Source organism: Enterobacter sp. MGH 33 (assembly GCF_000534535.1).
Lineage (GTDB): Bacteria > Pseudomonadota > Gammaproteobacteria > Enterobacterales > Enterobacteriaceae > Enterobacter > Enterobacter hormaechei_C.
Map to the genome: position 1 here is coordinate 2,990,402 of NZ_KI973212.1, position 24,799 is coordinate 3,015,200.

Sequence of the window (24,799 nt, forward strand, 5' to 3'; positions counted from 1 at the left end):
AGGTGAGCGAAATGGTTGATATGACAAAAACTACCACTGAGAAAAAACTCACTCCGGGTGATATTCGTGGCGTGTTCATCCGTTCTAACCTGTTTCAGGGTTCATGGAACTTCGAACGTATGCAGGCGCTCGGCTTCTGCTTCTCCATGGTGCCGGCCATCAAACGCCTGTATCCGGAAAACAACGAAGCACGCCGTCAGGCAATTAAGCGTCACCTGGAATTCTTCAACACCCATCCTTATGTTGCGGCGCCTGTTCTGGGCGTGACGCTGGCAATGGAAGAGCAGCGTGCGAACGGGGCTGAAATCGACGATGGTGCCATCAACGGTATCAAAGTTGGTCTGATGGGGCCGCTGGCAGGCGTGGGCGACCCGATCTTCTGGGGTACCGTGCGTCCAGTCTTTGCGGCGCTGGGCGCCGGGATCGCCATGAGCGGCAGCCTGCTCGGTCCTCTGCTGTTCTTCATCCTGTTCAACGCGGTGCGTCTGCTGACCCGTTACTACGGCGTGGCGTACGGCTATCGTAAAGGGGTGGATATCGTTAAGGATATGGGCGGCGGCTTCCTGCAAAAACTGACTGAGGGGGCGTCAATCCTCGGCCTGTTTGTAATGGGGGCGCTGGTTAACAAGTGGACGCACGTGAACATCCCGCTGGTGGTATCGACGATCACTGGTCAGGATGGTCAGACGCGCGTTACCACCGTGCAGACGATTCTGGACCAGCTGATGCCGGGCCTGGTACCGCTGCTGTTAACCTTCGCCTGTATGTGGCTGCTGCGTAAGAAAGTGAACCCGCTGTGGATCATCGTTGGCTTCTTCGTCATCGGTATCGCGGGCTACGCCGTCGGCCTTCTGGGTCTGTAATAAAATGCGTTACCGACCGGGGGCTTGCCCCCGGTCTTTTTATCTGGAGGATGAATGACTGTCACGGACACCGTACTGGTTTTATTTATTGTTGCCCTTCTGGCTTACGCGATCTATGACGAGTTCATTATGCCTCGCCGCCACGGCGAGACGCTGCTGACCCTTCCCCTCTTACGCCGTGGACGCATTGATGCGTTTATCTTCGCCGGTCTGGTAGTCATCCTGATTTACAATAATGTGACCAGCCACGGCGCAATATTAACCACATGGTTATTATGTGCGCTGACATTAATGGCGATTTACCTGTTCTGGATCCGCTCGCCAAAACTCATTTTTAAAAAACACGGATTCTTCTTCGCCAATGTCTGGATAGAATATAACCGTATTAAAGAGATGAATTTATCCGAAGACGGGGTTCTGGTGATGCAATTAGAACAACGCCGCCTGCTCATCCGGGTCAAAAATATTGATGACCTGGAAAAGATCTACAAATTACTCGTTAAAACTCAATGAGTTAATATTATAGCATCGGCTATATATTGCATTATTCTTAAACCAGCAATATAGCCGGTGCTATATCTCCATTGTTAATTGCCTTATATTTGTTAACGATATTTTCACGCATAAATCTAAATGAAAATCGTTATCAACATAGTGGCTATATAAAGCCATCTTCGTTGTTGTTTTATATTCTCAAAATATGTTAAGGTTGCGCCCGTCGTTGGGGAGTAGCCGATTTCCTGCCTGCGGGAAATGTACGTGTCAACATACTCGTTGAAAAACGTGGCGCGTACGGATCGTTTTCAGCACACTTACTGTGCCAAAAGCGATCAGGCGAGACCATAGATACATCAACTGCTGTTTACTGGGGGCAGTGATGTGTCATATGGATATCCCCGGTCTGGACGCTCTTATGAATATCTCCGCTACGATCCTTCTGGCTTTTGGCATGTCCATGGACGCATTTGCCGCCTCTATTGGTAAAGGTGCCACCCTCCATAAACCTAAATTTTCCGACGCCCTGCGTACCGGTCTCATATTTGGTGCTATCGAAACGCTGACGCCGCTTATCGGCTGGGGTCTGGGGATGCTCGCCAGCCAGTTCGTGCTGGAGTGGAATCACTGGATTGCTTTCGTGCTGCTGGTGTTCCTCGGAGGACGCATGGTGATTGAAGGCTTTCGTGGTAACGGCGATGAAGATGATGCGCCGCTGCAACGCCACGGCTTCTGGCTTCTGGTGACAACCGCCATCGCAACCAGCCTGGATGCAATGGCCGTGGGTGTCGGTCTGGCGTTTTTGCAGGTCAATATTATCGCCACCGCGCTGGCGATTGGCTGCGCCACGCTGATCATGTCAACGCTGGGGATGATGGTGGGTCGGTTCATTGGCCCGCTGTTAGGCAAACGAGCCGAAATTCTGGGCGGTATCGTGTTGATCGGGATTGGTGCCCAAATCCTTTGGGCACACTTCGCGGGTTAACCTTCGCGCTGCCAGCAATGGATGCTGAAATCCGTCTGGCAGCGAAATTCTGTCTGCGCTGCCAGCGTTTCCCACACCTCTGGTTTTGCCCGCCATGCAAACGGCGTCATTTGCAGTAACGCCACGGCTTCACTTCCCTGCAACGTCATTTCATACGCTACCGACTGCGCCTGCTTTAACGCAAAGCCCGCCAGCTGTTCAGAGTGCGGCGCATGCAGGTGAACTTCATCATAGATCAGCCCTTTTAACTCCAGCAGATGACGCGGCCCTGGCGTGACGGTGATAACCCAGCCGCCGGGCTTAACGACGCGCGCCAGCTCCTCTGCCTTGCACGGCGCATAGATACGCACCACGGCGTCCATACTCGCTTCTTCAAACGGCAGGCGGTGGCTGGAGGCCACGCAGAACGTTACCGCTGAGTAGCGTTTGGCTGCCGAACGGATTGCCACTTTCGACACGTCCAGCCCGTAAGTTTCGGCGCCCTTCTCAGCCGCCACGTCAGCAAACGTGGCGGTGTAGTAACCTTCGCCGCAGCCGATATCCAGCATGGCGGATGCGCCTTCTGTCAGATATTGACGGAGTAAGGCGACAACGGCATCCCTGAGCGGTTGATAGTGCCCGGCATCGAGAAACGCCCGGCGCGCCTGCATCATCTCCGCGCTGTCACCCGGGTCCCGGGAGCGCTTGTGTTGTACCGGCAGAAGATTTACATAGCCCTCTTTCGCCCGGTCAAACTGATGTCCCTGTGGACAGATAAACGTTTTCTCCGCGCGCGTCAGCGGCGCGTGGCAAAGGGGACAACTGAAAGACATGACAGCTCCAAGCGTAAACCAAAAGGCGAAGTGTACCGCTATTCGCCAGGGTTATAAACGGCTGGGTGACGCATCACGATCAGATGGTCAGAATCTGCCGGCAGCCCGTCTGGCTTCACGTTTTCCAGGCGCAGGACGTTACCCATAATTTCGCTGAACACGGGCGCAGAAACGGCCCCGCCATAGTAGGCACCGTTTTGCGGATCGTTGATCACCACCACCAGCGCGAAACGGGGATCGCTGGCAGGCGCAACGCCTGCGGTATAGGCGACGTATTTATCCACATACTTACCATGTTCATCGATTTTTTTGGCCGTCCCGGTTTTTATCGCCACGCGATAGTTACGCACCGCCGCTTTGACCCCGCCACCGCCGGGTAACGCAACGCTCTCCATCATATGTTCCACCTCGTGAACAATTTCCTCGGGCATCACCCGCTTGCCAATCACCGGCGGGTCAATACGGGTGATGGACAGAGGCCGTTCAATGCCGTAGCTGCCGATGGTGGCATACACATGCGCCAGCTGGAGGGGGGTTACCATCAGGCCATACCCAAAGGCAAAGGTCGCCCGATCTAACTGACTCCAGAATTTTCGCTGCGGCAGTAAACCTGCGCTTTCCCCCGTTAAACCAAGCCCGGTACTCTCGCCAAAACCAAAGTTTTTATAGGTATCCAGTAACCGTTGCACGGGCATCGCCAGCGAAAGACGGGATACGCCTGTGTCGCTGGATTTTTGCAAAATCCCGGTCATCGTCAGCTCGGGGTAGTAGCCCACATCACGAATACGATGACCATCAATGGTGTAGGGATGCGTATCTATCACGCTGTCAGGCTGTACCAGCCCCTGCTGTAGCGCCGTCATCAGCACCAGAGGCTTAACGGTCGAGCCAGGTTCAAAGGTGTCGCTGATCGCGCGATTGCGAAAATCATCCAGCGTTGCCCCTTCCCGGTTGTTGGGATTGAAGTCGGGGAAGCTCGCCATCGCCAGAATTTCGCCCGTCCGGATATTAATCAGCACCGACGCGCCTGACTCGGCTTTGTTCCACGCCACGGCATTATCCAGCGCGTCTTCGGTGATAGTTTGCAGGCGTTCATCGATACTAAGCTGGATATTATGTGCAGGTACGGGAGCCACCTCCGTAAGGTTCTCCACCACATGTCCGTAGCGATCTTTCCTGACCAGCCGCACGCCTGCCTTCCCGGTAAGCTGCGTGTTAAAGCTTTTCTCGACGCCCTCAATGCCCTGACCATCAATATTGGTGAAGCCAATCAGGTTCGCCGCCACGTGCCCGGCAGGATAAAAGCGGCGGGACTCATCGCGAAGGTTGATACCGGGGAGACGCAGCTTATCGATCCACTTTGCCTGGGCGGGATCAACCTGACGGGCCAGGTAAATAAATCGCCCGTGCGGGTTACTGTTAATTCGCGATGCGAGCGTGCTCAGAGAAAGGTGTAAGGCATTTGCCAGGGCCTGCCAGCGCGAGTCAAAACCGATCCCCCCTTTTTCCAGCACTGTTTTGGGATCGGCCCAGACGGCCTGGACGGGTACGCTCACCGCAAGGGGTCGCCCTTCACGGTCAACAATCATCCCACGCGGGGCGTCTATCGCCACTTCGCGCAGGGAGCGCATATCCTCCTGCTTCACCAGATTATCCGGTTTGATAATTTGTAGCCACGCTACGCGGCCCAGCAGAAACGCAAGGCTACAAAAGATGGCGAGACACAGAAGTGCAAAACGTGCCGGAGTAAAATTTCCGGTGGTGGTTATTGTCTTTTTTTTCACCTTAACCCCAGGGCTGTTAATCAACGCCCTGATTTAACGGGAAAAGCGGATAATAAGGCGGGAAAACAATGCTAATAATCTCGCGGGTTTGCAACAAGATAATAACAGAGGAGGATTACGTAATATTTTGAAAAATAAGCGAATAAAAAAGCCCCGCATCGGCGAGGCTTATGTCTGAGATCGAAGCGCTGAGCGCTTCAGTCAGCAGTGATTCGATCAGATAGCAGTTACGTTAACCGCAGCTGGGCCTTTCTGGCCATCCTGAATTTCGAACTCAACGTTCTGGCCTTCAGCCAGAGTTTTGAAGCCGTTACCCTGGATTGCAGAGAAGTGTACGAACACGTCTTTGCTGCCGTCAGCAGGAGTAATGAAACCAAAACCTTTAGACTCGTTGAACCACTTAACTTGACCTTTAATCTTTGCCATTTGCAAAATTCCTTAGAGTGTTTTCTTAGCCCGCGGGCTTTGACATAGATAAAACTGAGACATTACTGCTTGAGGCACTAATATAAGGTTCGGCAGAGAAGCGGTATTCAACGACAACGTGTTTACTCAGGACTTCTTTACTGAAAATGCCACACATAAACAGAACTGTACCTCGTTTGACCCAAAACGTGTTATCACACACAACGTTTAATATGGCAAGCCATTTTTAAACGTGTCTCGATCCGCCGCACAAATTCAGACGTTACTCCATAACAATCTGCACAGTTATGCGAATTGTCAAATGAAGCGCCACCTGACCTCACTGCCCGCAGGGTGCGTTGACGCGCCCTGTAATCAAAGACTTTTTAAACATAGCTCAATCATTTCAAAGCGTCCATCCCAATCCCAGAATTTCTTTAAAGGAATGACTGAGTTAGAACATTTTGTGAAAAGTTATGCTGAAAACATTGCAACGCACCAACATGTGTCAGGGAATATACGATGTTAATTACATTTTGCTAACTGTATTAAAAACCACCATTTAATAAGTGTTATTCTGCACCAAAATAATGAAATTTTTATGACTTTGCCTCAAAACAAGGCAAGCAAAACGTTTCGATAAAAATAAAACACTTCAGGAAAGATAAAGCACACTATTTATTCAACGAAACTGAATTTGTTAAATAAGGATAAATATTCGCCAGTTTTCAGTGTGCTAAAACATGAGTTAACTGCTGCTTAATTAAATGCCGGGAAGTTGTGGGATGCATTTGATAAGGGAGGGGATTTACGCCGTACGTCAGGCCACCTCCCCGCTCCGGGCAGACTATCGTTCAGCTACCAGGCGAATGAAGTCTTCCTCGTCTTGTTGTTGAGCAACAGCGTCCTTCGGTACCGCTTTCTCCTCCGGCTCGTTGGCTTCGCACAAACGACGCAGCAGCGCAGTCTGCCGTTTCTGCTGATCGAGCAATGCTTCCAGCAGCTCAATCTGCTCGTTTGTGCGGGAGCTGGCGCGGTTAACGAAAAACCACAGCACCAGCCCAACGACCAGCACCACCAAAGACATTACCAGGGATGCAATGCTCAGCAGCCCCGAATTCAGTAACTCACCCATTTCACCACCTCAGTAAAAACCGCCATTTTACCACTGCCGCCGCGTAAGGACATCACTCAGCGTAAAAATGGTCTCTACCAGGGGATAAACTTATTGATTGAACAAATGCCGCTAAAGAACTGTACATCCTGATCGCACATCACATTGATAGTCTGCGTCCACAGCACCACGCATGCTATCAACACTATAATCAGAATTACCCAGCGTATTTTTTTCACTCCACACTCCGTCTTATGACCTGATACAGCCAGGTTATCACGGTTATCTTAAACAGGGGCTAACTGTACCTTCAACAGACGCTTTTCGGAATCGTGCACTTGTTTCACTGCGTAAAGCCGTTACGCTTACTCTATGACAACAAAGAAAAAAGAGGCAACGATGCGTTTACTTATTCGTACAGTAATTGTACTGGCCATTGTCTGGATCGGCCTGTTATTAAGTGGGTACGGCGTATTAATGGGGAGCAAAGAAAATGCCGCGGGTCTGGGTATCCAGTGTAAATATCTTACCGCCCAGGGGATAAGCACGGCTCAGTACATCCATTCCGACAGCGGGATCATCGGGTTAACCAACTGTCCTGTGCTGCGTAAATCATCTGTTGTGGTTGATAACGGTTAATCCGCGTTGAATTTCGCTTACAGAAACGCCGCAAAAGTGCGGCGTTTTTATTGGTGGCGTCGATCAGAACGGATAATCGTTATAGCCCATCTGCTCTGAAATTTTGCGCGCTGCGGTATGCAGAATCGCCACATATTCATGAAGACGCTCTTCAGAGAAACGCAGCGTTGGGAACGAAATGCTCAGGCCCGCAATGACAACGCCGAAGCGGTCAAACACCGGCACACCGATGCAACGCAACCCCTCTTCCTGCTCTTCGTTATCTTCCCCGTAACCCTGCTCACGCACTTTATCCAGCACGCTCAGCAGTTCTTCCGTACTGGTAATCGTGCGGTCGGTGCTGCGTTTGTACTCCACCCCGTCAAGGATTTGCTTCACCTCTTCGCGATCGCGCCAGGCCAGCAGTACTTTACCAATTGCGGTGCTGTACAGCGGGTTACGACGACCGATACGTGAATACATGCGCAGGTTGTACATAGAGTCAATTTTGTGGATGTAAACAATGCTGTCTTCATCCAGCGCACCGAGGTGAATTGTCTCTTTCGTCAGTCGTGAAAGTTCACGCATCTGAATGTCAGCGCTGCGGATCAGATCCACGTTCTGCAAGGCGCGGGCGCCCAGTTCAAACAGTTTCAGGGTCAGAGAATATTTTTCTGATTCTCCTTCCTGCGCGACATAACCCAATGATTTCATCGTCTGCAAAAAGCGATAAACGGTGCTTTTCGACATCATCACACGCTGCGACAACTCTGTAATACCAATTTCACGCTCTTCTCCGAGCGCCTGCAAGATGCCAAACACCTTCAGCACGGAAGAAACAGAATCTGGCTGCTTATCCAAATCTGCGATTGCCATTTATCACCTCATGGAGAGTGTTTTATAAAAATCAGAACCGGTTTTTATTATAAATTCGTGTGATGCGTGCTGCAATCTATCTGGGTTTACTTCGTTACAAATCTGCGACATAAAACCGAAATAACGATGCTAAAATAGTTACTCTGAAAATAATTTCACGCTGAGTCATTCTTTCCCCATGCAAAAAAACGTTTCTGATGGCCTGCCCTTACCGCAGCGGTACGGGGCAATTGCCACTATTGTCATCGGTATTTCGATGGCTGTCCTTGACGGTGCGATTGCCAACGTGGCTCTTCCTACCATTGCCAAAGACCTTAATGCTTCGCCGGCAAGCTCCATCTGGATTGTGAACGCGTACCAGATAGCGATTGTGATTTCCCTTCTGTCACTCTCTTTCCTGGGCGATATGTTTGGTTATCGCCGGGTTTACCAGTGCGGGCTGGTGGTCTTTACCCTCACCTCGCTCTTCTGTGCCCTTTCAGATTCACTGCACACCCTTACGCTGGCGCGTATCGCGCAGGGCTTTGGCGGCGCGGCGCTAATGAGCGTGAACACGGCCCTGATACGGCTTATTTATCCTCAACGCCACCTGGGGCGCGGCATGGGCATTAACTCCTTTATTGTGGCCGTGTCGTCCGCCGCCGGCCCAACGATTGCCGCCGCCATCCTGTCCGTTGCCTCGTGGCAGTGGCTGTTTGCCATTAACGTGCCGCTGGGCATTGTGGCGATCTTCTTCGCCCTGCGCTATCTTCCGGAAAATGGTCCGAAAAGCACCATGCCACGTTTCGATCTGCCCAGCGCCGTGATGAACGCGCTGACTTTTGGCCTGCTGATTACGGCGCTGAGCGGATTTGCGCAGGGACAGTCTCTGTCGCTCATTGCCGCAGAAATCGTTGCCATGCTTATCATCGGCTTTTTCTTTGTACGACGTCAGCTGGCGCTGCCCGTGCCGTTACTGCCGGTGGATTTGCTACGTATTCCGCTGTTTTCGCTATCCATTTGTACCTCCATTTGCTCGTTCTGCGCCCAGATGCTGGCGCTGGTTGCGCTGCCGTTCTTTTTGCAGAGCGTGATTGGCCGTTCGGAAGTGGAGACAGGCTTGCTGCTCACGCCCTGGCCTCTGGCAACCATGGTGATGGCCCCGCTGGCCGGTTACCTTATTGAGCGCGTCCATGCCGGGCTTCTGGGGGCGATTGGGCTGGTTGTCATGGCGGTGGGGCTGTTTGCGCTGGCGCTCCTGCCCGCCTCGCCGGGGGATCTGGATATTATCTGGCGCATGATCCTGTGCGGGGCCGGTTTTGGTCTGTTCCAGTCCCCTAATAACCACACGATTATCACCTCTGCCCCACGTCATCGCAGCGGTGGCGCCAGCGGGATGCTGGGCACGGCAAGACTGTTAGGGCAAAGCACCGGGGCCGCACTGGTGGCGTTGATGTTTAACCTTGCCGGGCAGAATGCGACACAGGTTGCGCTGATTACCGCAGGGACCCTGGCGACCCTCGCGGCTGTCATTAGCGGCCTTCGCGTCACCCAGCCAAAGGCGCAGGCATAAAAAAACCGGGCGGAGAATGGCTCCAGCCCGGTTCTTTTCAACTCGATTACGTTACTTCAGGTATTCGCCGCTACGCAGCGCTTCAATACGTTTATCCAGCGGCGGGTGAGACATAAACAGCTCGCTCAGCGACTTTGATTTGCCGTTGATGCAGAAGGCCATCATGCTGTTTGCTTCCTGCGGCTCGTAGCTGGTTTTAAGACGTTGCAGCGCAGCAATCATCTTTTCACGACCCACCAGTTTCGCGGAACCGGCATCCGCGTGGAACTCACGATGACGGGAGAACCACATGGTAATGATGCTTGCCAGGATACCGAACACCAGCTCCAGCACCATTGAAACAGCAAAATAGATCAGCGGGTTGCCGTTGCTCTCTTCACCCTCATCACGGTTGCCACCCATAAACCCGGCAGCAATCTGTGCCAGAATACGAGAAATAAAGATAACGAAGGTGTTCACCACGCCCTGGATCAGGGTCATGGTGACCATATCGCCATTGGCGATGTGGCTGATCTCGTGAGCAATAACCGCTTCCGCTTCGTCACGACTCATGTTTTGCAGCAGACCGGTACTGACGGCCACCAGGGACGCGTCACGACGCGCACCGGTAGCAAACGCGTTAATATCCGGCGCGTGGTAGATGGCTACCTGCGGCATGGCAATGCCCGCCTGCTTTGACTGCTGAGCAACCGTGCTCATCAGCCACTGCTCCATATCGTTACGCGGTTGCTCAATAACTTCACCGCCCACGGATTTCAGTGCCATCCACCTGGACATCAGCAGTGAAATGAAAGAGCCACCGAAACCAAACAGCAGCGCCATAATCAACAGACCCTGAACGCTGCTCGACTGAATTCCCGTCAGGCTTAGCACCAGCCCGAATACCACCATCACCGCCAGGTTGGTGAGCAGGAAGAGCGCGATTCGCATCATAATATTCTTTTAACCTCAGTTTAACAAAACGCACTATGCGATTACCCACATCGTATGGGTATTACGGCTATTTTCAAGCATCCAGACGGCGTAAGTCACCAGAAAGACACAACTTTACACAATTGGAAATCTGCCTGACGGAAGGAGGAGGTACATAAAGAAACAGGCACAATTTCTTGTGCCTGTTGGGGGATTATTTTGTCGGAGCAGGTTGCAGGGCAGGTTTCTCTTTTTCCAGCTTCGCGAGATCAAGCGCGATATGCACCGTCTCGTCCAGATACGGATCGGGCTCCTGGTAATCCTTAGGCAGATCGTCCAGTTTTTTGAGCAGAGGCTTGCCTTCACGTTTGAAGCGATCGTTGATACGCGCCAGACGTGTCGCGTCATCTTCATTGTTCTCTTTCTCACGCTGGGCGTAGTTCAGAGACACAATGTTCCGTTTCGCTTTCAAAGCGTTGAAACGCGCGATGTCCTTCATGATGTACTGGAATTCCGGATCCTTCCCGATGCGATCGTTGTGATTTTTCAGCAGTTCCGGTCCGAACTGTTTCATATCACCCGATTTCACGAATGTCGCGGCATCAATGCTATCCCACGGCAGCGCGTTATCTTCAAACTTCTCGCCCGTTTCCGTCTCTTCGGTACCTGTCGGCATCATGATATCCGGCGTCACGCCTTTGCGCTGCGTACTGCCGCCGTTGACGCGGTAAAACTTCTGAATGGTATACTGTACTGAGCCCAGCGCAGGCCACTCAGGGCGCAGCATCTGGTCGTAAATACGGTTCAGAGAGCGGTATTGCTGAACGGTGCCCTTGCCAAACGTCGGTTCGCCGACGATTAATGCCCGGCCGTAATCCTGCATGGCAGCAGCGAAGATTTCCGATGCAGAGGCGCTGAAGCGATCGACAAGCACCACCAGCGGACCCTTATAGTAGACCACACCATCGGTATCGGCATCTTCACGCACTTTACCGTTGTTATCGCGCACCTGTACCACCGGGCCAGACGGGATAAACAGCCCGGAAAGCGAGACGGCCTCGGTCAATGCCCCGCCGCCGTTGCTGCGCAGGTCAATGATCACGCTGCTGACATTCTGCTTTTCAAGCTTCTGGAGCTGCACTTTCACATCATCGGTCAGGCCGACGTAGAAACCTGGGATATCCAGAACGCCAACCTTCTCTTTACCCACGGTTTTCACCGACATTTTCACCGCGCGATCTTCCAGACGGATACGCTCACGGGTGAGAGTAACGATACGGGTTTTAGTCCCCTTACCGGCTGGCAGGATCTCCAGGCGAACTTTGCTGCCCTTCGGCCCTTTGATCAGCGCAACAACATCATCAAGACGCCAGCCAATCACGTCCACCATGCTCTTTCCGGTTTGACCCACACCGACAATACGGTCGCCTACGCTGATCGCTTTGCTTTTCGACGCAGGGCCACCGGCCACCATGGAGTTGATTACGGTGTAGTCATCGTCCATCTGAAGCACAGCACCGATACCTTCCAGAGACAGGCTCATTTCGGTATTGAACTGTTCGGTGTTACGTGGAGAGAGATAATTAGTGTGCGGATCAATTTCATGCGCAAACGCGGTCATCGCCAGCGAGAAAACATCTTCACTGTTGGTCTGCGCCAGACGACGAATAGCGAATTTGTATCGACGATTTAACGTCTCACGGATCTCTTTCTCGTCTTTGCCTGTAAGCTTGAGGCTCAGTTCGTCATATTTGACTTTTCCGTCCCACAGCGCATTCAGTTCAGCCTCGTCTTTCGGCCATGGCGCTTTGCTGCGGTCCAGATTAAAGGTGTCGTTGCCGGTGAAGTCCATCGGACGTTCCAGCACTTTCAGCGCGTATTGATAACGCTCAAAACGGCGCTTTTGCGATAAGTTGTACAGATCGTAGAACAGATCGAGCTTTCCGGAGCGCAGCTCATCACCCACTTCGGATTTGCGTTTAGCGAACTGTTCAACATCGCTGGCCAGCAGTACGTTATGGCTGTAATCCAGCAAGTTCAGATAACGGTCAAAGATTTTGGCCGAAAAGGCCTGATCGAGATCGAACTGACGATAGTGCGAACGAGTAAAGCGCGACGTCACGCGCTCACTCACCGTCGCGTGCTGAGTCTCTTCCTTGAGAACCGGAATTTGATCAACACGCGTAATATCGTCCACAGCGAAAGCGTGGCCTGTTATAGCAAACAGGCCAGCCAGCGCGGTGAGCTTAAAAAAAGTGTTCATGCCAGGCTCGGCCTCCGTTTCAGAACAACAAGTGTTCTGCGCGTACAATCATTGACATACCAGAAGTCAGCTGTACACGAACGCCATCTTTGGTGATTTCCAGTACGGTGGCGTCCATCGCGTTGTTACCCGCTTTCACCTTCAGTGACTGACCTACGCTCAGTGCGTTGATGTCAGAAACCGGGGTGTGGCGCGGCTCTTCGCGCGGCGCACGTGGGGCTTTAGCTGCTGGTTTGTCAGCACGCGGTTTGCGATCGTTATTTTCAGTACGACGCGGTGCCGGGCGCGGTTTACGCTCGCGACGAGGGGCGTCTTCCTGACCGTTTGCCGCTGCGGCTTCGCGTTTTTTCGCCTGCTGTTCCGCACGCTGTGCCTGCACGCGAGCTTTGGCTTCTTCAAGCTGCTTACGCGCATGTTCTACGTGCTGCTCGTCCAGCTCACCGCACGGGTTGCCGTCAAGGTCGACACGGGTCGCACCCGGCTTGATACCGTACAGGTAACGCCAGCTCGAGGTATAAAGGCGCAAGGCAGAACGAAGCTGCGTTTTGCTGAGGTTCATCTCCCCCTCAACGCGCGCGACCAGATCCTGAAAGATACCGACTTTCAGAGGACGCGCTTCACCTTCAGCGCTGAAGCACTGCGGGAAACGCTCGGCCAGAAATGCGATAACTTCTTTACTGCTATTCAACTTAGGTTGATTTTCCATGAAATTTCCTGATTACAACGGACGTTGCCAACAAGCGCAGGCATGAACAGGCGACATTATAATGACGCTATCAGTAAATGCTACGTTATCCGTTGATTATCCTGCGACGCTCGCAAAGAATTTATGATAATCGGTCTCTGCCAGAACATTTTCCAGGTTTGCGGCCAGCGCGCGCAGCCCCTGCTCATCCTCGGCAGTAAAGCGGCTGAAGACCGTGCTGTCGATATCCAGAACGCCAATAATCTGATTTTTAACCACCAGCGGCAGTACGATTTCAGAATTGCTGCTGGCATCGCAGGCAATGTGGCCGTCAAACGCATGAACATCTTCGACACGCTGAACCTGACGAGTCGCCACTGCGGTACCGCACACGCCACGACCTACCGGGATGCGTACGCAGGCGAGTTTACCCTGGAAAGGCCCCAGCACCAGCGTGTCGCCTTCCAGCAGATAAAAGCCCGCCCAGTTCACGTCAGAAAGGCGTTCGAACAGTAACGCACTGGTATTTGCCAGAGTGGCTAAGAAACTGGTTTCCCCTGCCATTAATGCCTTAAAATCGCGATTCAGATCCGCGTAGAATTCTGTTTTGTTCATTATTCAACCACTTAGTTATCTTACATAGTTACCGCATAGCCTATTAAAATAAGCATTAAATGCGCTCATGCTCAAGATGAATCCGTTCATGAGTTATTATAACTTTCAACAATACTAATCTGTGTGCGACTGATGGCCCTAAAAACACCCCAAATTACGCCGACACGAAAGATCGTTGTCCGTACGGTAAGCCAGGCTCTGCCCCGTGCACATTATCAGCGTTGTCCCCAGTGCGATACGCTTTTTATGTTGCCGAAGATGAAATCGCACCAAAGTGCTTTTTGTCCATGCTGCGATGCCAAAATCCGCGATGGCCGGGACTGGTCATTGACGCGTCTGGCAGCAATGGCGGTCACCATGCTGCTGCTGATGCCCTTCGCCTGGACCGAGCCGCTGTTAAAGCTCTACCTGCTTGGCGTGCGTATTGACGCTAACGTGTTGCAGGGGATCTGGCAGATGACGCGCCAGGGCGATCCGCTTACGGCCGCCATGGTGCTGTTCTGCGTCGTTGGCGCGCCGTTGGTGCTGGTCGCGGCAATTGCCTACCTGTGGTTTGGCAACATTCTGGGGATGAACCTGCGCCCTGTCCTGCTCATGCTGGAAAAGCTCAAGGAGTGGGTGATGCTGGACATCTATCTGGTAGGCATTGGCGTGGCCTCCATCAAGGTGCAGGATTATGCGTTTTTACAACCCGGCATTGGACTTTTCGCGTTTATTTCACTGGTCCTGCTGAGTATTTTGACCCTGATTCATCTCAATGTTGAACAGCTTTGGGAGCGATTTTACCCGCAGCGCCCCGCGACCCGGCCTGATGAAAACCTGCGCGTCTGCCTGGGCTGCCATTACACCGGTTTTCCGGATAAACGCGGGAGGTGCCCACGCTGCCACATTCCGTTAAGATTGCGACGCAACAACAGCCTGCAAAAGTGCTGGGCGGCGCTAATCGCCTCCCTGGTATTTTTATTCCCGGCCAACATGCTGCCGATCTCCGTAATTTATGTGAACGGCGCCCGTCAGGAAGATACTATCCTTTCGGGGATTATCTCTCTGGCGCACAGTAACGTGGGGGTCGCCGCCATTGTTTTCATCGCCAGTATTCTGGTGCCCTTTACCAAAGTGGTGGTGATGTTTACGCTGCTTATCAGCATTCACTTTAAATGCGAACAAGGACTACGCACCCGCATCCTGCTTCTGCGATTTGTGACCTGGATTGGTCGCTGGTCGATGTTGGATCTGTTCGTGATTTCGCTGATGATGTCGCTCATCAATCGCGATCAGTTACTTGCTTTTACCATGGGACCCGCAGCTTTTTATTTCGGCTCTGCGGTGATATTGACTATTCTTGCAGTGGAATGGCTGGACAGCCGCTTACTTTGGGACGCACATGAGTCAGGAAACGCCCGCTTCGCCGACTGAAGCGAGAATTAAAACAAAACGCCGCATTTCGCCATTCTGGTTGCTGCCTGTTATCGCGCTGATGATCGCAGGCTGGCTTATCTGGACGAGCTATGAAGATCGCGGAAGTACCATCACGATTGATTTCCAGTCTGCGGACGGCATTGTCGCCGGACGTACCCCCGTTCGCTTCCAGGGGGTGGAAGTGGGTACCGTGCAGGATATCTCCCTCGGCAAAGGGCTGAACAAAATCCAGGTCCGGGCGAGCATTAAGTCTGATATGCAGGATGCCCTGCGTGCCGAAACGCAGTTCTGGCTGGTCACGCCTAAAGCCTCCCTGGCCGGCGTTTCCGGGCTGGATGCGCTTGTGGGCGGTAACTATATCGGCATGATGCCCGGCAAAGGTGAGCCACAGGATCACTTTGTTGCGCTGGATACCCAGCCGAAATATAGGCTGAATAACGGCGATTTGATGATCCATCTCCGCGCGCCGGATTTGGGCTCGCTGAACAGTGGTTCTCTGGTCTATTTCCGCAAAATTCCGGTAGGCCGCGTTTACGACTACGCCATTAACCCGAACAAAGATGGCGTGACCATTGATGTACTCATCGAGCGCCGTTTTACCAACCTGGTAAAAAAAGGCAGCCGCTTCTGGAACGTCTCAGGCGTCGATGCCGACCTGAGCTTAAGCGGTGCGAAAGTGAAGCTTGAGAGCCTGGCGGCGCTGGTGAATGGCGCTATCGCCTTTGACTCACCTGCTAACTCCAGCCCTGCCGCCGCGGAAGATACCTTTGGCCTGTACGCCGACCTGGCGCACAGCCAGCGCGGTGTCATCGTCAAGCTGACCCTGCCGGATGCCAAAGGCCTGAAAGCCGGTTCGACCCCGCTGATGTACCAGGGTTTAGAGGTCGGGCAACTGACAAAATTAACCCTCAATGCGGGCGGTTCCGTTACCGGCGAAATGACGGTGGATCCGAGTGTGGTGGATCTCCTGCGGGAAAAAACGCGCATTGAACTGCGTAATCCGAAGCTCTCCCTCAGCGACGCCAGCATCAGTTCTCTGCTGACGGGAAGCACCTTTGAGCTGATCCCCGGTGAAGGTGCGCCGAACAAAAACTTTGTTATCGCGCCGGCGGATAAAGCCCTGCTGCAAAAACCGGGCGTGTTGACGGTTACGCTGAATGCACCGGAAAGCTACGGTATTGAAGCCGGGCAACCGCTGATCCTGCACGGTGTGCAGGTGGGCCAGGTCCTCGAACGTAAGCTGTCGGAAAAAGGGGTCTCCTTCTCCGCCGCCATCGATCCGCAGTACGGCAACCTGGTCCACGGCGACAGTAAATTTGTGGTTAACAGTCGGGTCGACGTGAAGATGGGTCTGGACGGGGTTGAGTTCCTCGGCGCCAGCGCCAGTGAGTGGGTTAACGGCGGGATCCGCATTCTGCCGGGCAGCAAAGGTGCGCTGCGCGAAAGCTATCCGCTGTTCGCCAATCTGGACAAAGCCATTGAAAACAGCCTCGGCGACCTGCCAACCACCACGCTGACCTTAAGCGCTGAAACGCTGCCGGATGTCCAGGCAGGCTCCGTCGTGCTTTACCGTAAGTTTGAGGTGGGGGAAGTGATCACCGTTCGTCCTCGTGCGGACGCGTTTGATATCGAACTGCATATCAAGCCGGAGTACCGCAAGCTGCTCACGCCAAACAGCGTGTTCTGGGCTGAGGGTGGCGCGAAAGTGCAGCTCAACGGCAGCGGGCTGACCGTACAGGCATCGCCTCTCTCCCGTGCCCTGCGCGGTGCGATCAGCTTCGATAACCTGAGCGGCGCCGGCGGCAACATGCGTAAAGGTGACAAGCGGATCCTCTTCCCGTCCGAAACCGCGGCGCGCGCGGTCGGGGGGCAGATTACTCTGCACACCTTTGATGCCGGTAAACTGGCAGAAGGCATGCCCATCCGCTATCTCGGCATTGATATCGGGCAGGTCCAGAAGCTGACGCTGATCACCGCACGCAATGAAGTGCAGGCGACCGCCGTGCTTTATCCGGAATATGTGCAGACGTTCGCCCGGGCAGGCTCGCGCTTCTCGGTGGTTACGCCGCAAATTTCTGCCGCAGGGGTTGAGCATCTCGATACCATACTTCAGCCGTACATTAACGTTGAACCGGGTCGCGGCAACGCACGTCGTGAATTTGAGTTGCAGGAGGCCACTATCACCGACTCCCGTTATCTGGACGGTTTGAGCATTGTGGTTGAAGTGCCGGAAGCCGGTTCGCTGGGCATCGGTACGCCGGTCCTGTTCCGCGGCATTGAAGTAGGGACAGTAACAAGCCTGACGCTGGGTAATCTGTCCGATCGCGTGATGGTCGGCCTGCGCATCAGCCAGCGTTATCAGCATCTGGTGCGCAACAACTCGGTGTTCTGGCTCGCTTCAGGCTACTCGCTGGACTTCGGCCTGACCGGTGGCGTGGTCAAAACGGGGACCTTTAATCAGTTCATTCGCGGCGGCATTGCCTTCGCGACGCCGCCTGGCACGCCTCTGGCGCCTAAGGCGCAGGCAGGTAAACACTTCCTGCTGCTGGAAAGTGAACCGAAAGAGTGGCGCGAATGGGGAACGGCGCTGCCGCGTTAATCTCGCAGGCTCCGGTGTCAACGCGCCGGAGCCTTTATGTTACACTGCGCACCTGAATGTTTCCCTGTGGTGTGCCCGTGGCTCAAAACTCCGTATTTCTTCCCGAACAATTCCTCGCACAGATGCGCGAGGCGCTTCCTGCTCATCTCTCTTTCGACGATTTCGTCGCCGCATGCCAGCGCCCTTTACGCCGGAGTATTCGCGTCAATACGCTGAAAATCAGCGTCGGGGCGTTTCTGGATCTCGTCTCCCCCTACGGCTGGCAATTAACGCCAGTGCCGTGGTGTGAAGAGGGTTTCTGGATCGAACGGGATGACGAGGAGAGCCTGCCGCTCGGCAGCACCGCCGAGCACCTGAGCGGGCTGTTTTATATTCAGGAAGCCAGCTCCATGCTGCCGGTTGCTGCGCTGTTTGCCGACGGGAACCAGCCTGAGCGGGTTATGGATGTCGCGGCGGCGCCGGGCTCTAAAACCACGCAGATTGCCGCCCGGATGAACAACCGCGGCGCGATCCTCGCCAACGAATTTTCCGCCAGCCGCGTTAAAGTCCTGCATGCCAATATCAGCCGCTGCGGGATCCACAACGTCGCGTTAACGCACTTCGATGGTCGCGTGTTTGGCGCTGCCCTGCCGGAAGCCTTTGATGCCATCCTGCTCGACGCGCCCTGCTCCGGCGAAGGCGTGGTGCGTAAAGATCCTGATGCGTTAAAAAACTGGTCCGTTGAAAGCAACCTAGAGATCGCCGCCACACAGCGCGAACTGATCGACAGCGCGTTTCATGCCCTGCGCCCAGGCGGGACGCTGGTTTACTCTACCTGCACGCTGAATCGCGATGAAAACGAGGACGTCTGCCTGTGGCTCAAGCAACGCTATGCGGATGCCGTCGAGTTTCTGCCGCTGGACACCCTCTTCGACTCGGCCAGTCATGCGGCCACGCCTGAAGGCTTCCTGCATGTCTTCCCGCAGATTTACGATTGCGAAGGCTTCTTTGTTGCCCGTCTGCGTAAAACCCGCGCCGTCGATCCTTTGCCTGCCCCTAAGTTTAAGGTCGGCAACTTCCCGTTCACGCCGGTCAAAGGCCGTGAGGCGGCACAGGCGCAAGCGGCTGCGAGCAAAGTCGGCCTGCACTGGGATGAGAGCCTGTGCCTCTGGATGCGTGACAAAGAGCTGTGGCTGTTCCCGGTCAACATCGAACCGCTGATTGGTAAGGTGCGTTTCTCCCGCCTCGGTATTCGCCTGGCGGAGATCCACAACAAAGGCTATCGCTGGCAGCACGAAGCGGTCATTGCGCTGGCCGGCAGTGAGAACACCTTTGCCCTGACGCATCAGGAAGCGGAAGAGTGGTATCGCGGTCGTGACGTTTACCCGGAAGACGGCCCGTCACAGGATGAAGTCATCGTGACGTATCAGGGTTATCCGCTGGGGCTGGCGAAAAAAGTCGGCTCGCGGCTGAAAAACAGCTATCCGCGCGAACTGGTACGCGATGGCCGCCTGTTTACCGGTAACAACCGCAGCGCCTAAAAAAAGCGCATTTTTTTACTGGCGATTTCGCTCTCCTTGTCTAGGATCAAAAATGGGTGACTGCACTGGTCATACCAGATTTTGGGCAACAAACCGGAGAGCATTATGACGAAAACCAGCGTACGCATTGGCGCTTTTGAAATCGACGACGCTGAATTGCGCGGCGAATCACAAGGCGAACGAACGTTAAGTATTCCCTGCAAATCCGATCCGGATTTGTGCATGCAGCTGGACGCCTGGGATGCAGATACCAGCGTCCCGGCGATCCTTGATGGGGAACATTCCGTTCTGTACCGTGAGCATTACGACAGTAAAACCGATGCCTGGGTCTTGCGTCTTGCCTGACCCAAAGAGAACCCGCCCGAAGGCGGGTTATTTATTACTGAAGCTGCGCCAGCGTCAGAAAGCCCCCGAATACTGCCCCCGTATCAATGTAGTGCAGATTGTTAAAATCGTAGCGTTTGTCCACAGGCGTATGTCCAAACCAGAAGTGATCCGCGCCGCTAATGCCCTGCCCTTTGCCCACCATAAAGCCCATTAACCGGTCGCGATCCCACAGCACGCGCTGGGCATCCACCGGCTTATGCCAGCCATATTCGGCGGAGGGATAATCCGCATGAGCAATCACGTTCAGACCGTTTTTGCAGGTTATTTCAATAATGTGCGGTAAGTCCCGACACGCATCGAGTAAACCCTTCGCCTGTTTTTGTTGAGCGTCCTTAAGCCCGGTAAACCAGTTACCGCCATTTATCGACCAGAGACTAAAATCATTATTTTCAAGCGCATCTAACGCCATTTGCTCGTGATTGCCGCGTACCGCATAAAACCAGTTTTCCTGCATCAGCTGTAAACATTTTACGCTGTCAGGCCCGCGATCGATAATATCCCCCACCGAGATCAGCAGATCCGTATCAGGATTAAAATGCCGTCGTTTCAGCTCATCCATAAGCCACTGATAGCAACCATGAATATCGCTGACAACCCAGACATGACGCCAGTGTTCTCCCTCTATTTTCTGATACATAACGCCTCCTGTAAGAAGTATAGCCGCCACAGAAAATGTCATGAGCTGGCGTCGGATTTCGCGAATCCAAACAAACCATAAACCAGCCGGAAATAAAGATCGCTGCGCTATTAATCCCTTATTCCCTGGCCTTTAAAATAGAGCGGAATAAAAAGAGGGATTTTCACGTGTCAAACATACACCTGCAAAACGATGTTTTTTATCCGCATCGCACAAATATTATTTCTGAACTGGTGAGAGGAAAACGCGTTCCCGGCCCAATCTGGCACAAACGTGATTACCGGTTAAAGTTCCTTCTGCGCTCGCTTTTATTCTGGTCCTCCACCCATCGCATGCTGGAGGCCCTGTCCGGGCGCGATGATTTCGACAGGCTGCTCACCTCTCAAATTACCTTGCCGAGCAAAACTCACCGCCAGTATCTGATGCGCGGCCTGAACTCAAACGATCGGGCCGATGCTATCGTCAGCCACTATCAGTGGATTGATAGTCTGAAAAACATCGCCCTCGTCCACGCGCTGACCAGCCCGCAAGAGGTGCCGGTTGTCCGGTTCGAGGCAAAAAACGGCGAAATCTATACCGTCCACGCCTCGTCCGCAGGTAAGGCCGAACGCGAAGGCGAAAGCACGCTTTGGCTGCACGACAATGACAATACGCTGCTTGCCAGCCTGACGTTCTGTGTCGCACGCAGTAACGGCCGTACGGTGCTGGTGATCGGCGGCCTTCAGGGTCCACGTCGTCATGTTTCACGGGAGGTGATTAAGCAGGCTACCCGTGCCTGCCATGGGCTTTTCCCGAAACGCGTGCTGATGGAGGTGATCTTCCAGCTTGCCTCACGCTCGAACATTAGCGCGATTTTTGCCGTCAGCGATGAAGGCCATGTTTTCCGCGCGCTGCGCTACCGTCTGAGCAAAGGCCGTCATTTTCACGCCAGCTACGACGAGTTCTGGGAAGGCCTGAACGGAAAGAAACTCTCCCCCTTCTGCTGGCAGTTGCCGCTCCAGATGGAGCGTAAAGCGCTGGAGGAGATTGCCAGCAAAAAACGCGCCGAATACCGTCGCCGCTTTGCGTTACTTGATGATATTGCGGCTTCCGTACATGCGCGCATTGATCCCGCAGTCGTCTCAGGCAAAATACAAACAAAAATTTAACAAAACAGCCAAAAAGGACTGGACTTACGCCTGCCGGGTTGTGGTATGTTTGAAGCAGGCGCACAGGAAGTGAACCTTCTGCTGAGACTAAAACCGGATTTTATCGTTTATTTTCATGCAGATAAAAAGAGACCGAATACGATTCCTGTATTCGGTCCAGGGAAATGGCTCTTGGGAGAGAGCCGTGCGCTAAAAGTTGGCATTAATGCAGGCTCAATCGCCTTGCCCTTTAAGAATAGATGACGACGTCAGGTTTTCCAGTCCACAGTAAAAGTGGTCTGAAAAAAAGCGTCAGAACATCACTAAATGTGAAAAACCGCAGAGCTTTTACAAGCACCTGCGGTTTTTTTTTACTGGAAACCTGACGGCTAGCAGAGCTTTTCAGCGCGCTCAATAAACGGTGCCAGACTCTTCTTCTGCCCGGGGTTTGCCGGGTCATCTACCTGGATCACGCTGACAGGCTGTCCGTTACTTTTCCCGCTGGCAACCTGCTGCTCCGCCACGTCATTTAACGGATACTGCACGAGCGTACTGGGATTGATGACATACAGCGCGTTACCGGGACGGCAGGTAAGCATGACTTCTTCACGATTAAATGCCCAGTTGTCCTTACCCACTTCAAACCGGCTGACAGTGATGACCTGCGGCGCGGCTAACGCACTGCTGGCACAAGTGAGAAGTAAAAGAGAAAGCAGTGTCTTTTTCATATGTTATTTAACCTTGTCAGAAGGGTTCCCAGGTCGCGAACAGGCTGACGGCCGCCAGTACCAGCGCGCCCAGCACCACCTCTGCCTGTGTCATCCTGATAAAAATCTGTTGTTCCCGCCCGGCCTCCGGGCGAAAGCGTGGCACAAGAAAATACCGATTCGCCAGCGCAATTGCCACCATCATCATGACCAGCGCACATTTGAACAACAACAGCTGGACATAAGGCGCCTGCCACGGCACGTTTATGCCAACAATAAAGAGCGTATTGATTATCCCGGTCAGCAGCACGCCTGCCACGGCGTAATGCCCCACGCGGGAGAAGCGCATCATGGTAAAGATAGCGGCTGGCTGCCAGCGGCCTTTCGCCAGACGCATACAAAACAGCAGCGGCAGTAAACCACCCACCCAGGTCGCGGCGCAGAGCAGGTGAAGCGCATGGTTGAGACGATGCAACGCTCCCGGTGCGCCACCGTTCATCGCGGCATGTCCCACGCCTGCCAGCAGCACCAGCTGCCCCATCGCGAGCAGTAACAGCCGAGAGCCTTTTTGCGGGGTAAGCCATGCAGCGCCCGCCGTCACAACGGCCAGCACCATTTGCCACAACCAGACGCCGCCAAATTGCGTTCCCAGCACGCTGCGCCAGACCGCCGGACGAATGACATCGCCCCAGCCGTTGCCCATCAACCCACTTTGCAGGCCAAACATCAGCAGAGCCGCTATCAGGCCGATTAAGGCCGCGAGTTTCTGCTGCCGCTGGAAACGCCGGGTCATGAGGCGCTGCAACGAAGACGGCGCAAACCAGACGCTGTAAAGCGCGTTGCCGAAAAGCAGCATCAGCGCAGCAAAATGGATAAAGCGTAACGCGACGTAGCTCAGGGTCAGCATGCTATTTCACGCTAAAGTGATAGCTGCCTTTGGTTTTGTGGCCATCCACGGAGACCACATGCCAGTCCACCGTGTAGGTGCCGGACGTCAACGGTTTCTCAAGAGGAACAATCAGCTTTGCGTTATCCTTCTCGTCACGCTTCACCGCGCCGGTCTGGATCTTGTGCTGCTGCGCGTCCGTCACCACCACGCCGCTGAAGGCAGGCTCAATGCCTTCCGAGAAGTTCAGGGTAATGACCTCTGGTGCCACCGCAACGGTATTTTCCTGCGGGGATTGCTGCTTAAGATGCGCATGGGCCAGAACTGAGGGCGTGATGGCTGAAGAGAGCAGAAATGCCAGCGCGCACGCGACACGGGAAGGGGTAAAATGCATCACAATCATTCCTTTTCGTTATGCCTGAATGCTAAAGAATAACTCTGTATAATTAACGAGTCGAGGAACATCCTTTGCTCCCTTGTCATCGTTGAACAATCGCGGTAACGTTGCCGCCGCAGAAAAAGGAGAAGGAAATGAACGTTAACCTGGCCGCCCTTCCTCAGGACGAGATGGACAAAGTGAATGTCGATCTCGCCGCCGCGGGGGTCGCATTCAAAGAGCGTTACAACATGCCCGTCGTGGCTGAAGTGGTAGAGCGTGAACAACCCGCGCATCTGCGCGACTGGTTTCGCGAACGTCTCATTGCGCATCGCCTCGCCTCCGTCAATCTCTCGCGCCTGCCGTACGAACCTAAAGTTAAATAAGCTTAACGTCTCGTTACACTTCCTTACGCGTTATGTGGCAGGATAAGAAAACCCTGATAAATTTAGGTGTAATCTTAAAATCCCAGCGACTTAGTGTATAAGGAAGTCACGATGTCACGATGGAATATTGCCGCGGCTCAGTATGCCCCGCGGCACAACTGTGTTGATGAGCACGTAAAACATCACCTGCACTTTATTGCCGAGGCTGCCTGGCATGGGTGCGATTTAATCGTCTTTCCGGAGCTTTCGCTTACCGGCCCAGGCGGAACATCCTTACCCCCACCCCCTGACGATTTGCAGCTTGCCCCCCTCCTTCACGCCGCCCAGTCACGTTTCATCACGGTGATTGCTGGTATTACACTCCAGCAACACGGCCAGCGCCAGAAAGGACTCGCGCTTTTCACCCCTAACCTGTCGACCATCCGGCGTTATCCGCAGGGCAACGGTGCAGGTGTTATTCCTGGCGATAAACGGTTAACCATCGTGGATAACCAGGCTGACGCCCCGGAACTGGACCCGGAGGCAACGCTGTTCACCAGCAGCCTGGCCGTGGGCGAGCATCGCTGGCGGCAATCCATCGGTTCGTTACAACGCTTCGCGCACAAGTACGCCATCGCGGTATTAATGGCGAACGCGCGCGGCGGTAGCGCGTTATGGGATGAAAAAGGTCAGCTGATCGTACGTGCCGATAAGGGAGAACTGCTGCTAACCGGTTCTTTAGGCCAACAGGGTTGGCAAGGCGATATCATTCCATTAGGCTAGGCATTTTTGGATCA

At 53.8% G+C, this 24,799-nt stretch carries 27 protein-coding genes, 1 pseudogene and 1 riboswitch; of the genes and pseudogenes, 13 read left to right on the top strand and 15 right to left on the bottom strand.

Going from position 1 to position 24,799, the window contains the following annotated elements; all coding sequences use genetic code 11:
• Positions 1-11: 11 nt before the first annotated feature.
• The 3 genes from L379_RS10080 (at position 12) to mntP (ending at position 2,343) form a co-directional block, all read left to right on the top strand.
• Positions 12-863: a PTS mannose transporter subunit IID gene (locus L379_RS10080; RefSeq protein ID WP_006810994.1), complete on the top strand. Its 852-nt coding sequence runs from the start codon at positions 12-14 to the stop codon at positions 861-863.
• A 54-nt stretch (positions 864-917) separates the two neighbouring features.
• Positions 918-1,376 carry a DUF986 family protein gene (locus tag L379_RS10075; RefSeq protein ID WP_032653957.1) on the top strand — a complete coding sequence of 153 codons (459 nt, stop codon included), beginning with the start codon at positions 918-920 and terminating at the stop codon, positions 1,374-1,376.
• Between the two features lie 198 nt (positions 1,377-1,574).
• Positions 1,575-1,775: riboswitch (yybP-ykoY riboswitch) on the top strand.
• A gap of 1 nt (position 1,776) precedes the next feature.
• The gene (gene mntP / locus L379_RS10070; RefSeq protein WP_023296797.1) at positions 1,777-2,343 is read left to right on the top strand and encodes a manganese efflux pump MntP; all 567 of its coding nucleotides are present in this window, start codon (positions 1,777-1,779) and stop codon (positions 2,341-2,343) included.
• Here mntP and rlmA read toward each other — a convergent pair.
• From rlmA to mgrB, 6 genes and pseudogenes are all read right to left on the bottom strand, one after another.
• Positions 2,340-3,155: a 23S rRNA (guanine(745)-N(1))-methyltransferase gene (gene rlmA / locus L379_RS10065; RefSeq protein WP_032653960.1), complete on the bottom strand. Its 816-nt coding sequence runs from the start codon at positions 3,153-3,155 to the stop codon at positions 2,340-2,342. The two genes, mntP and rlmA, sit on opposite strands and share 4 nt — an antisense overlap.
• Positions 3,156-3,193: 38 nt before the next feature.
• Positions 3,194-4,939 carry a peptidoglycan glycosyltransferase FtsI gene (gene ftsI, locus L379_RS10060; protein WP_032648589.1) on the bottom strand — a complete coding sequence of 582 codons (1,746 nt, stop codon included), beginning with the start codon at positions 4,937-4,939 and terminating at the stop codon, positions 3,194-3,196.
• A gap of 216 nt (positions 4,940-5,155) precedes the next feature.
• Entirely contained in the window at positions 5,156-5,365 is a 210-nt protein-coding gene (cspE, locus tag L379_RS10055) for a transcription antiterminator/RNA stability regulator CspE (protein ID WP_001062678.1), read from the bottom strand.
• A 12-nt stretch (positions 5,366-5,377) separates the two neighbouring features.
• Positions 5,378-5,522, bottom strand: a pseudogene (locus L379_RS0124130) (DUF2627 domain-containing protein).
• Between the two features lie 669 nt (positions 5,523-6,191).
• Positions 6,192-6,479, bottom strand: a complete 288-nt coding sequence (locus L379_RS10050) for a YebO family protein (RefSeq protein WP_017693259.1) — start codon at positions 6,477-6,479, stop codon at positions 6,192-6,194.
• Positions 6,480-6,553: 74 nt separating this feature from the next.
• Positions 6,554-6,697, bottom strand: coding sequence for a PhoP/PhoQ regulatory lipoprotein MgrB (mgrB, locus tag L379_RS0124135; RefSeq protein WP_003859906.1), 144 nt, complete (start codon positions 6,695-6,697; stop codon positions 6,554-6,556).
• Positions 6,698-6,857: 160 nt separating this feature from the next.
• Between mgrB and L379_RS10045 the strand changes: the two genes are divergently transcribed.
• A complete protein-coding gene (locus L379_RS10045; protein WP_017384332.1) occupies positions 6,858-7,097 on the top strand; it encodes a YobH family protein in 240 nt (79 codons plus the stop codon).
• A 63-nt stretch (positions 7,098-7,160) separates the two neighbouring features.
• On the opposite strand, the gene kdgR is transcribed toward L379_RS10045, so the two are convergent.
• Entirely contained in the window at positions 7,161-7,952 is a 792-nt protein-coding gene (gene kdgR, locus L379_RS10040; protein WP_015570299.1) for a DNA-binding transcriptional regulator KdgR, read from the bottom strand.
• 178 nt (positions 7,953-8,130) lie between these two features.
• On the opposite strand from kdgR, the gene L379_RS10035 reads away from it, so the two are divergent.
• Complete coding sequence (locus L379_RS10035; protein WP_032653963.1) at positions 8,131-9,504, top strand: MFS transporter; 1,374 nt, start codon at positions 8,131-8,133, stop codon at positions 9,502-9,504.
• Positions 9,505-9,555: 51 nt separating this feature from the next.
• On the opposite strand, the gene htpX is transcribed toward L379_RS10035, so the two are convergent.
• The 4 genes from htpX to L379_RS10015 all read right to left on the bottom strand — a co-directional run bounded on the left by htpX (position 9,556) and on the right by L379_RS10015 (position 13,979).
• The gene (htpX, locus tag L379_RS10030) at positions 9,556-10,437 is read right to left on the bottom strand and encodes a protease HtpX (protein ID WP_015570297.1); all 882 of its coding nucleotides are present in this window, start codon (positions 10,435-10,437) and stop codon (positions 9,556-9,558) included.
• A gap of 193 nt (positions 10,438-10,630) precedes the next feature.
• Positions 10,631-12,679, bottom strand: a complete 2,049-nt coding sequence (gene prc / locus L379_RS10025) for a carboxy terminal-processing peptidase (RefSeq protein ID WP_015570296.1) — start codon at positions 12,677-12,679, stop codon at positions 10,631-10,633.
• 19 nt (positions 12,680-12,698) lie between these two features.
• Positions 12,699-13,385, bottom strand: coding sequence for an RNA chaperone ProQ (gene proQ, locus L379_RS10020; RefSeq protein ID WP_003859895.1), 687 nt, complete (start codon positions 13,383-13,385; stop codon positions 12,699-12,701).
• 96 nt (positions 13,386-13,481) lie between these two features.
• Positions 13,482-13,979 (bottom strand): GAF domain-containing protein, encoded by a 498-nt coding sequence (locus tag L379_RS10015; RefSeq protein ID WP_006811006.1) that lies wholly within the window; start codon positions 13,977-13,979, stop codon positions 13,482-13,484.
• Positions 13,980-14,111: 132 nt separating this feature from the next.
• Here L379_RS10015 and yebS point away from each other — a divergent pair, with 132 nt between their 5' ends.
• The 4 genes from yebS (at position 14,112) to L379_RS09995 (ending at position 19,862) form a co-directional block, all read left to right on the top strand.
• Positions 14,112-15,395, top strand: a complete 1,284-nt coding sequence (gene yebS, locus L379_RS10010) for a membrane integrity lipid transport subunit YebS (protein WP_020480541.1) — start codon at positions 14,112-14,114, stop codon at positions 15,393-15,395.
• Positions 15,364-17,997 carry a PqiB family protein gene (locus L379_RS10005; RefSeq protein WP_032653966.1) on the top strand — a complete coding sequence of 878 codons (2,634 nt, stop codon included), beginning with the start codon at positions 15,364-15,366 and terminating at the stop codon, positions 17,995-17,997. The genes yebS and L379_RS10005 overlap by 32 nt, the downstream gene beginning before the upstream one ends.
• Positions 17,998-18,053: 56 nt before the next feature.
• Positions 18,054-19,517 carry a 16S rRNA (cytosine(1407)-C(5))-methyltransferase RsmF gene (rsmF, locus tag L379_RS10000; RefSeq protein ID WP_032653969.1) on the top strand — a complete coding sequence of 488 codons (1,464 nt, stop codon included), beginning with the start codon at positions 18,054-18,056 and terminating at the stop codon, positions 19,515-19,517.
• A gap of 105 nt (positions 19,518-19,622) precedes the next feature.
• Positions 19,623-19,862 carry a YebV family protein gene (locus tag L379_RS09995; RefSeq protein ID WP_003859885.1) on the top strand — a complete coding sequence of 80 codons (240 nt, stop codon included), beginning with the start codon at positions 19,623-19,625 and terminating at the stop codon, positions 19,860-19,862.
• 34 nt (positions 19,863-19,896) lie between these two features.
• Here the strand turns inward: L379_RS09995 and pphA are convergent, their stop codons facing one another.
• Entirely contained in the window at positions 19,897-20,541 is a 645-nt protein-coding gene (gene pphA / locus L379_RS09990; protein ID WP_015570293.1) for a protein-serine/threonine phosphatase, read from the bottom strand.
• A 167-nt stretch (positions 20,542-20,708) separates the two neighbouring features.
• Here pphA and L379_RS09985 point away from each other — a divergent pair, with 167 nt between their 5' ends.
• Entirely contained in the window at positions 20,709-21,689 is a 981-nt protein-coding gene (locus L379_RS09985; protein WP_032653972.1) for a VirK/YbjX family protein, read from the top strand.
• Between the two features lie 45 nt (positions 21,690-21,734).
• Positions 21,735-21,932 (top strand): hypothetical protein, encoded by a 198-nt coding sequence (locus tag L379_RS0124140; protein ID WP_032653975.1) that lies wholly within the window; start codon positions 21,735-21,737, stop codon positions 21,930-21,932.
• A 125-nt stretch (positions 21,933-22,057) separates the two neighbouring features.
• Here the strand turns inward: L379_RS0124140 and L379_RS09980 are convergent, their stop codons facing one another.
• The 3 genes from L379_RS09980 to yobA are packed head-to-tail and all read right to left on the bottom strand — an operon-like array spanning position 22,058 to position 23,655.
• Entirely contained in the window at positions 22,058-22,396 is a 339-nt protein-coding gene (locus L379_RS09980) for a YebY family protein (protein ID WP_003859787.1), read from the bottom strand.
• A 16-nt stretch (positions 22,397-22,412) separates the two neighbouring features.
• Complete coding sequence (gene copD / locus L379_RS09975; RefSeq protein WP_032653979.1) at positions 22,413-23,282, bottom strand: copper homeostasis membrane protein CopD; 870 nt, start codon at positions 23,280-23,282, stop codon at positions 22,413-22,415.
• A 1-nt stretch (position 23,283) separates the two neighbouring features.
• Positions 23,284-23,655: a CopC domain-containing protein YobA gene (gene yobA, locus L379_RS09970; protein ID WP_017384342.1), complete on the bottom strand. Its 372-nt coding sequence runs from the start codon at positions 23,653-23,655 to the stop codon at positions 23,284-23,286.
• A gap of 137 nt (positions 23,656-23,792) precedes the next feature.
• Between yobA and L379_RS09965 the strand changes: the two genes are divergently transcribed.
• Entirely contained in the window at positions 23,793-24,023 is a 231-nt protein-coding gene (locus L379_RS09965; protein ID WP_003859784.1) for a DNA polymerase III subunit theta, read from the top strand.
• 111 nt (positions 24,024-24,134) lie between these two features.
• Positions 24,135-24,785 (top strand): carbon-nitrogen hydrolase family protein, encoded by a 651-nt coding sequence (locus L379_RS09960; protein WP_003859783.1) that lies wholly within the window; start codon positions 24,135-24,137, stop codon positions 24,783-24,785.
• Positions 24,786-24,799 lie beyond the last annotated feature (14 nt).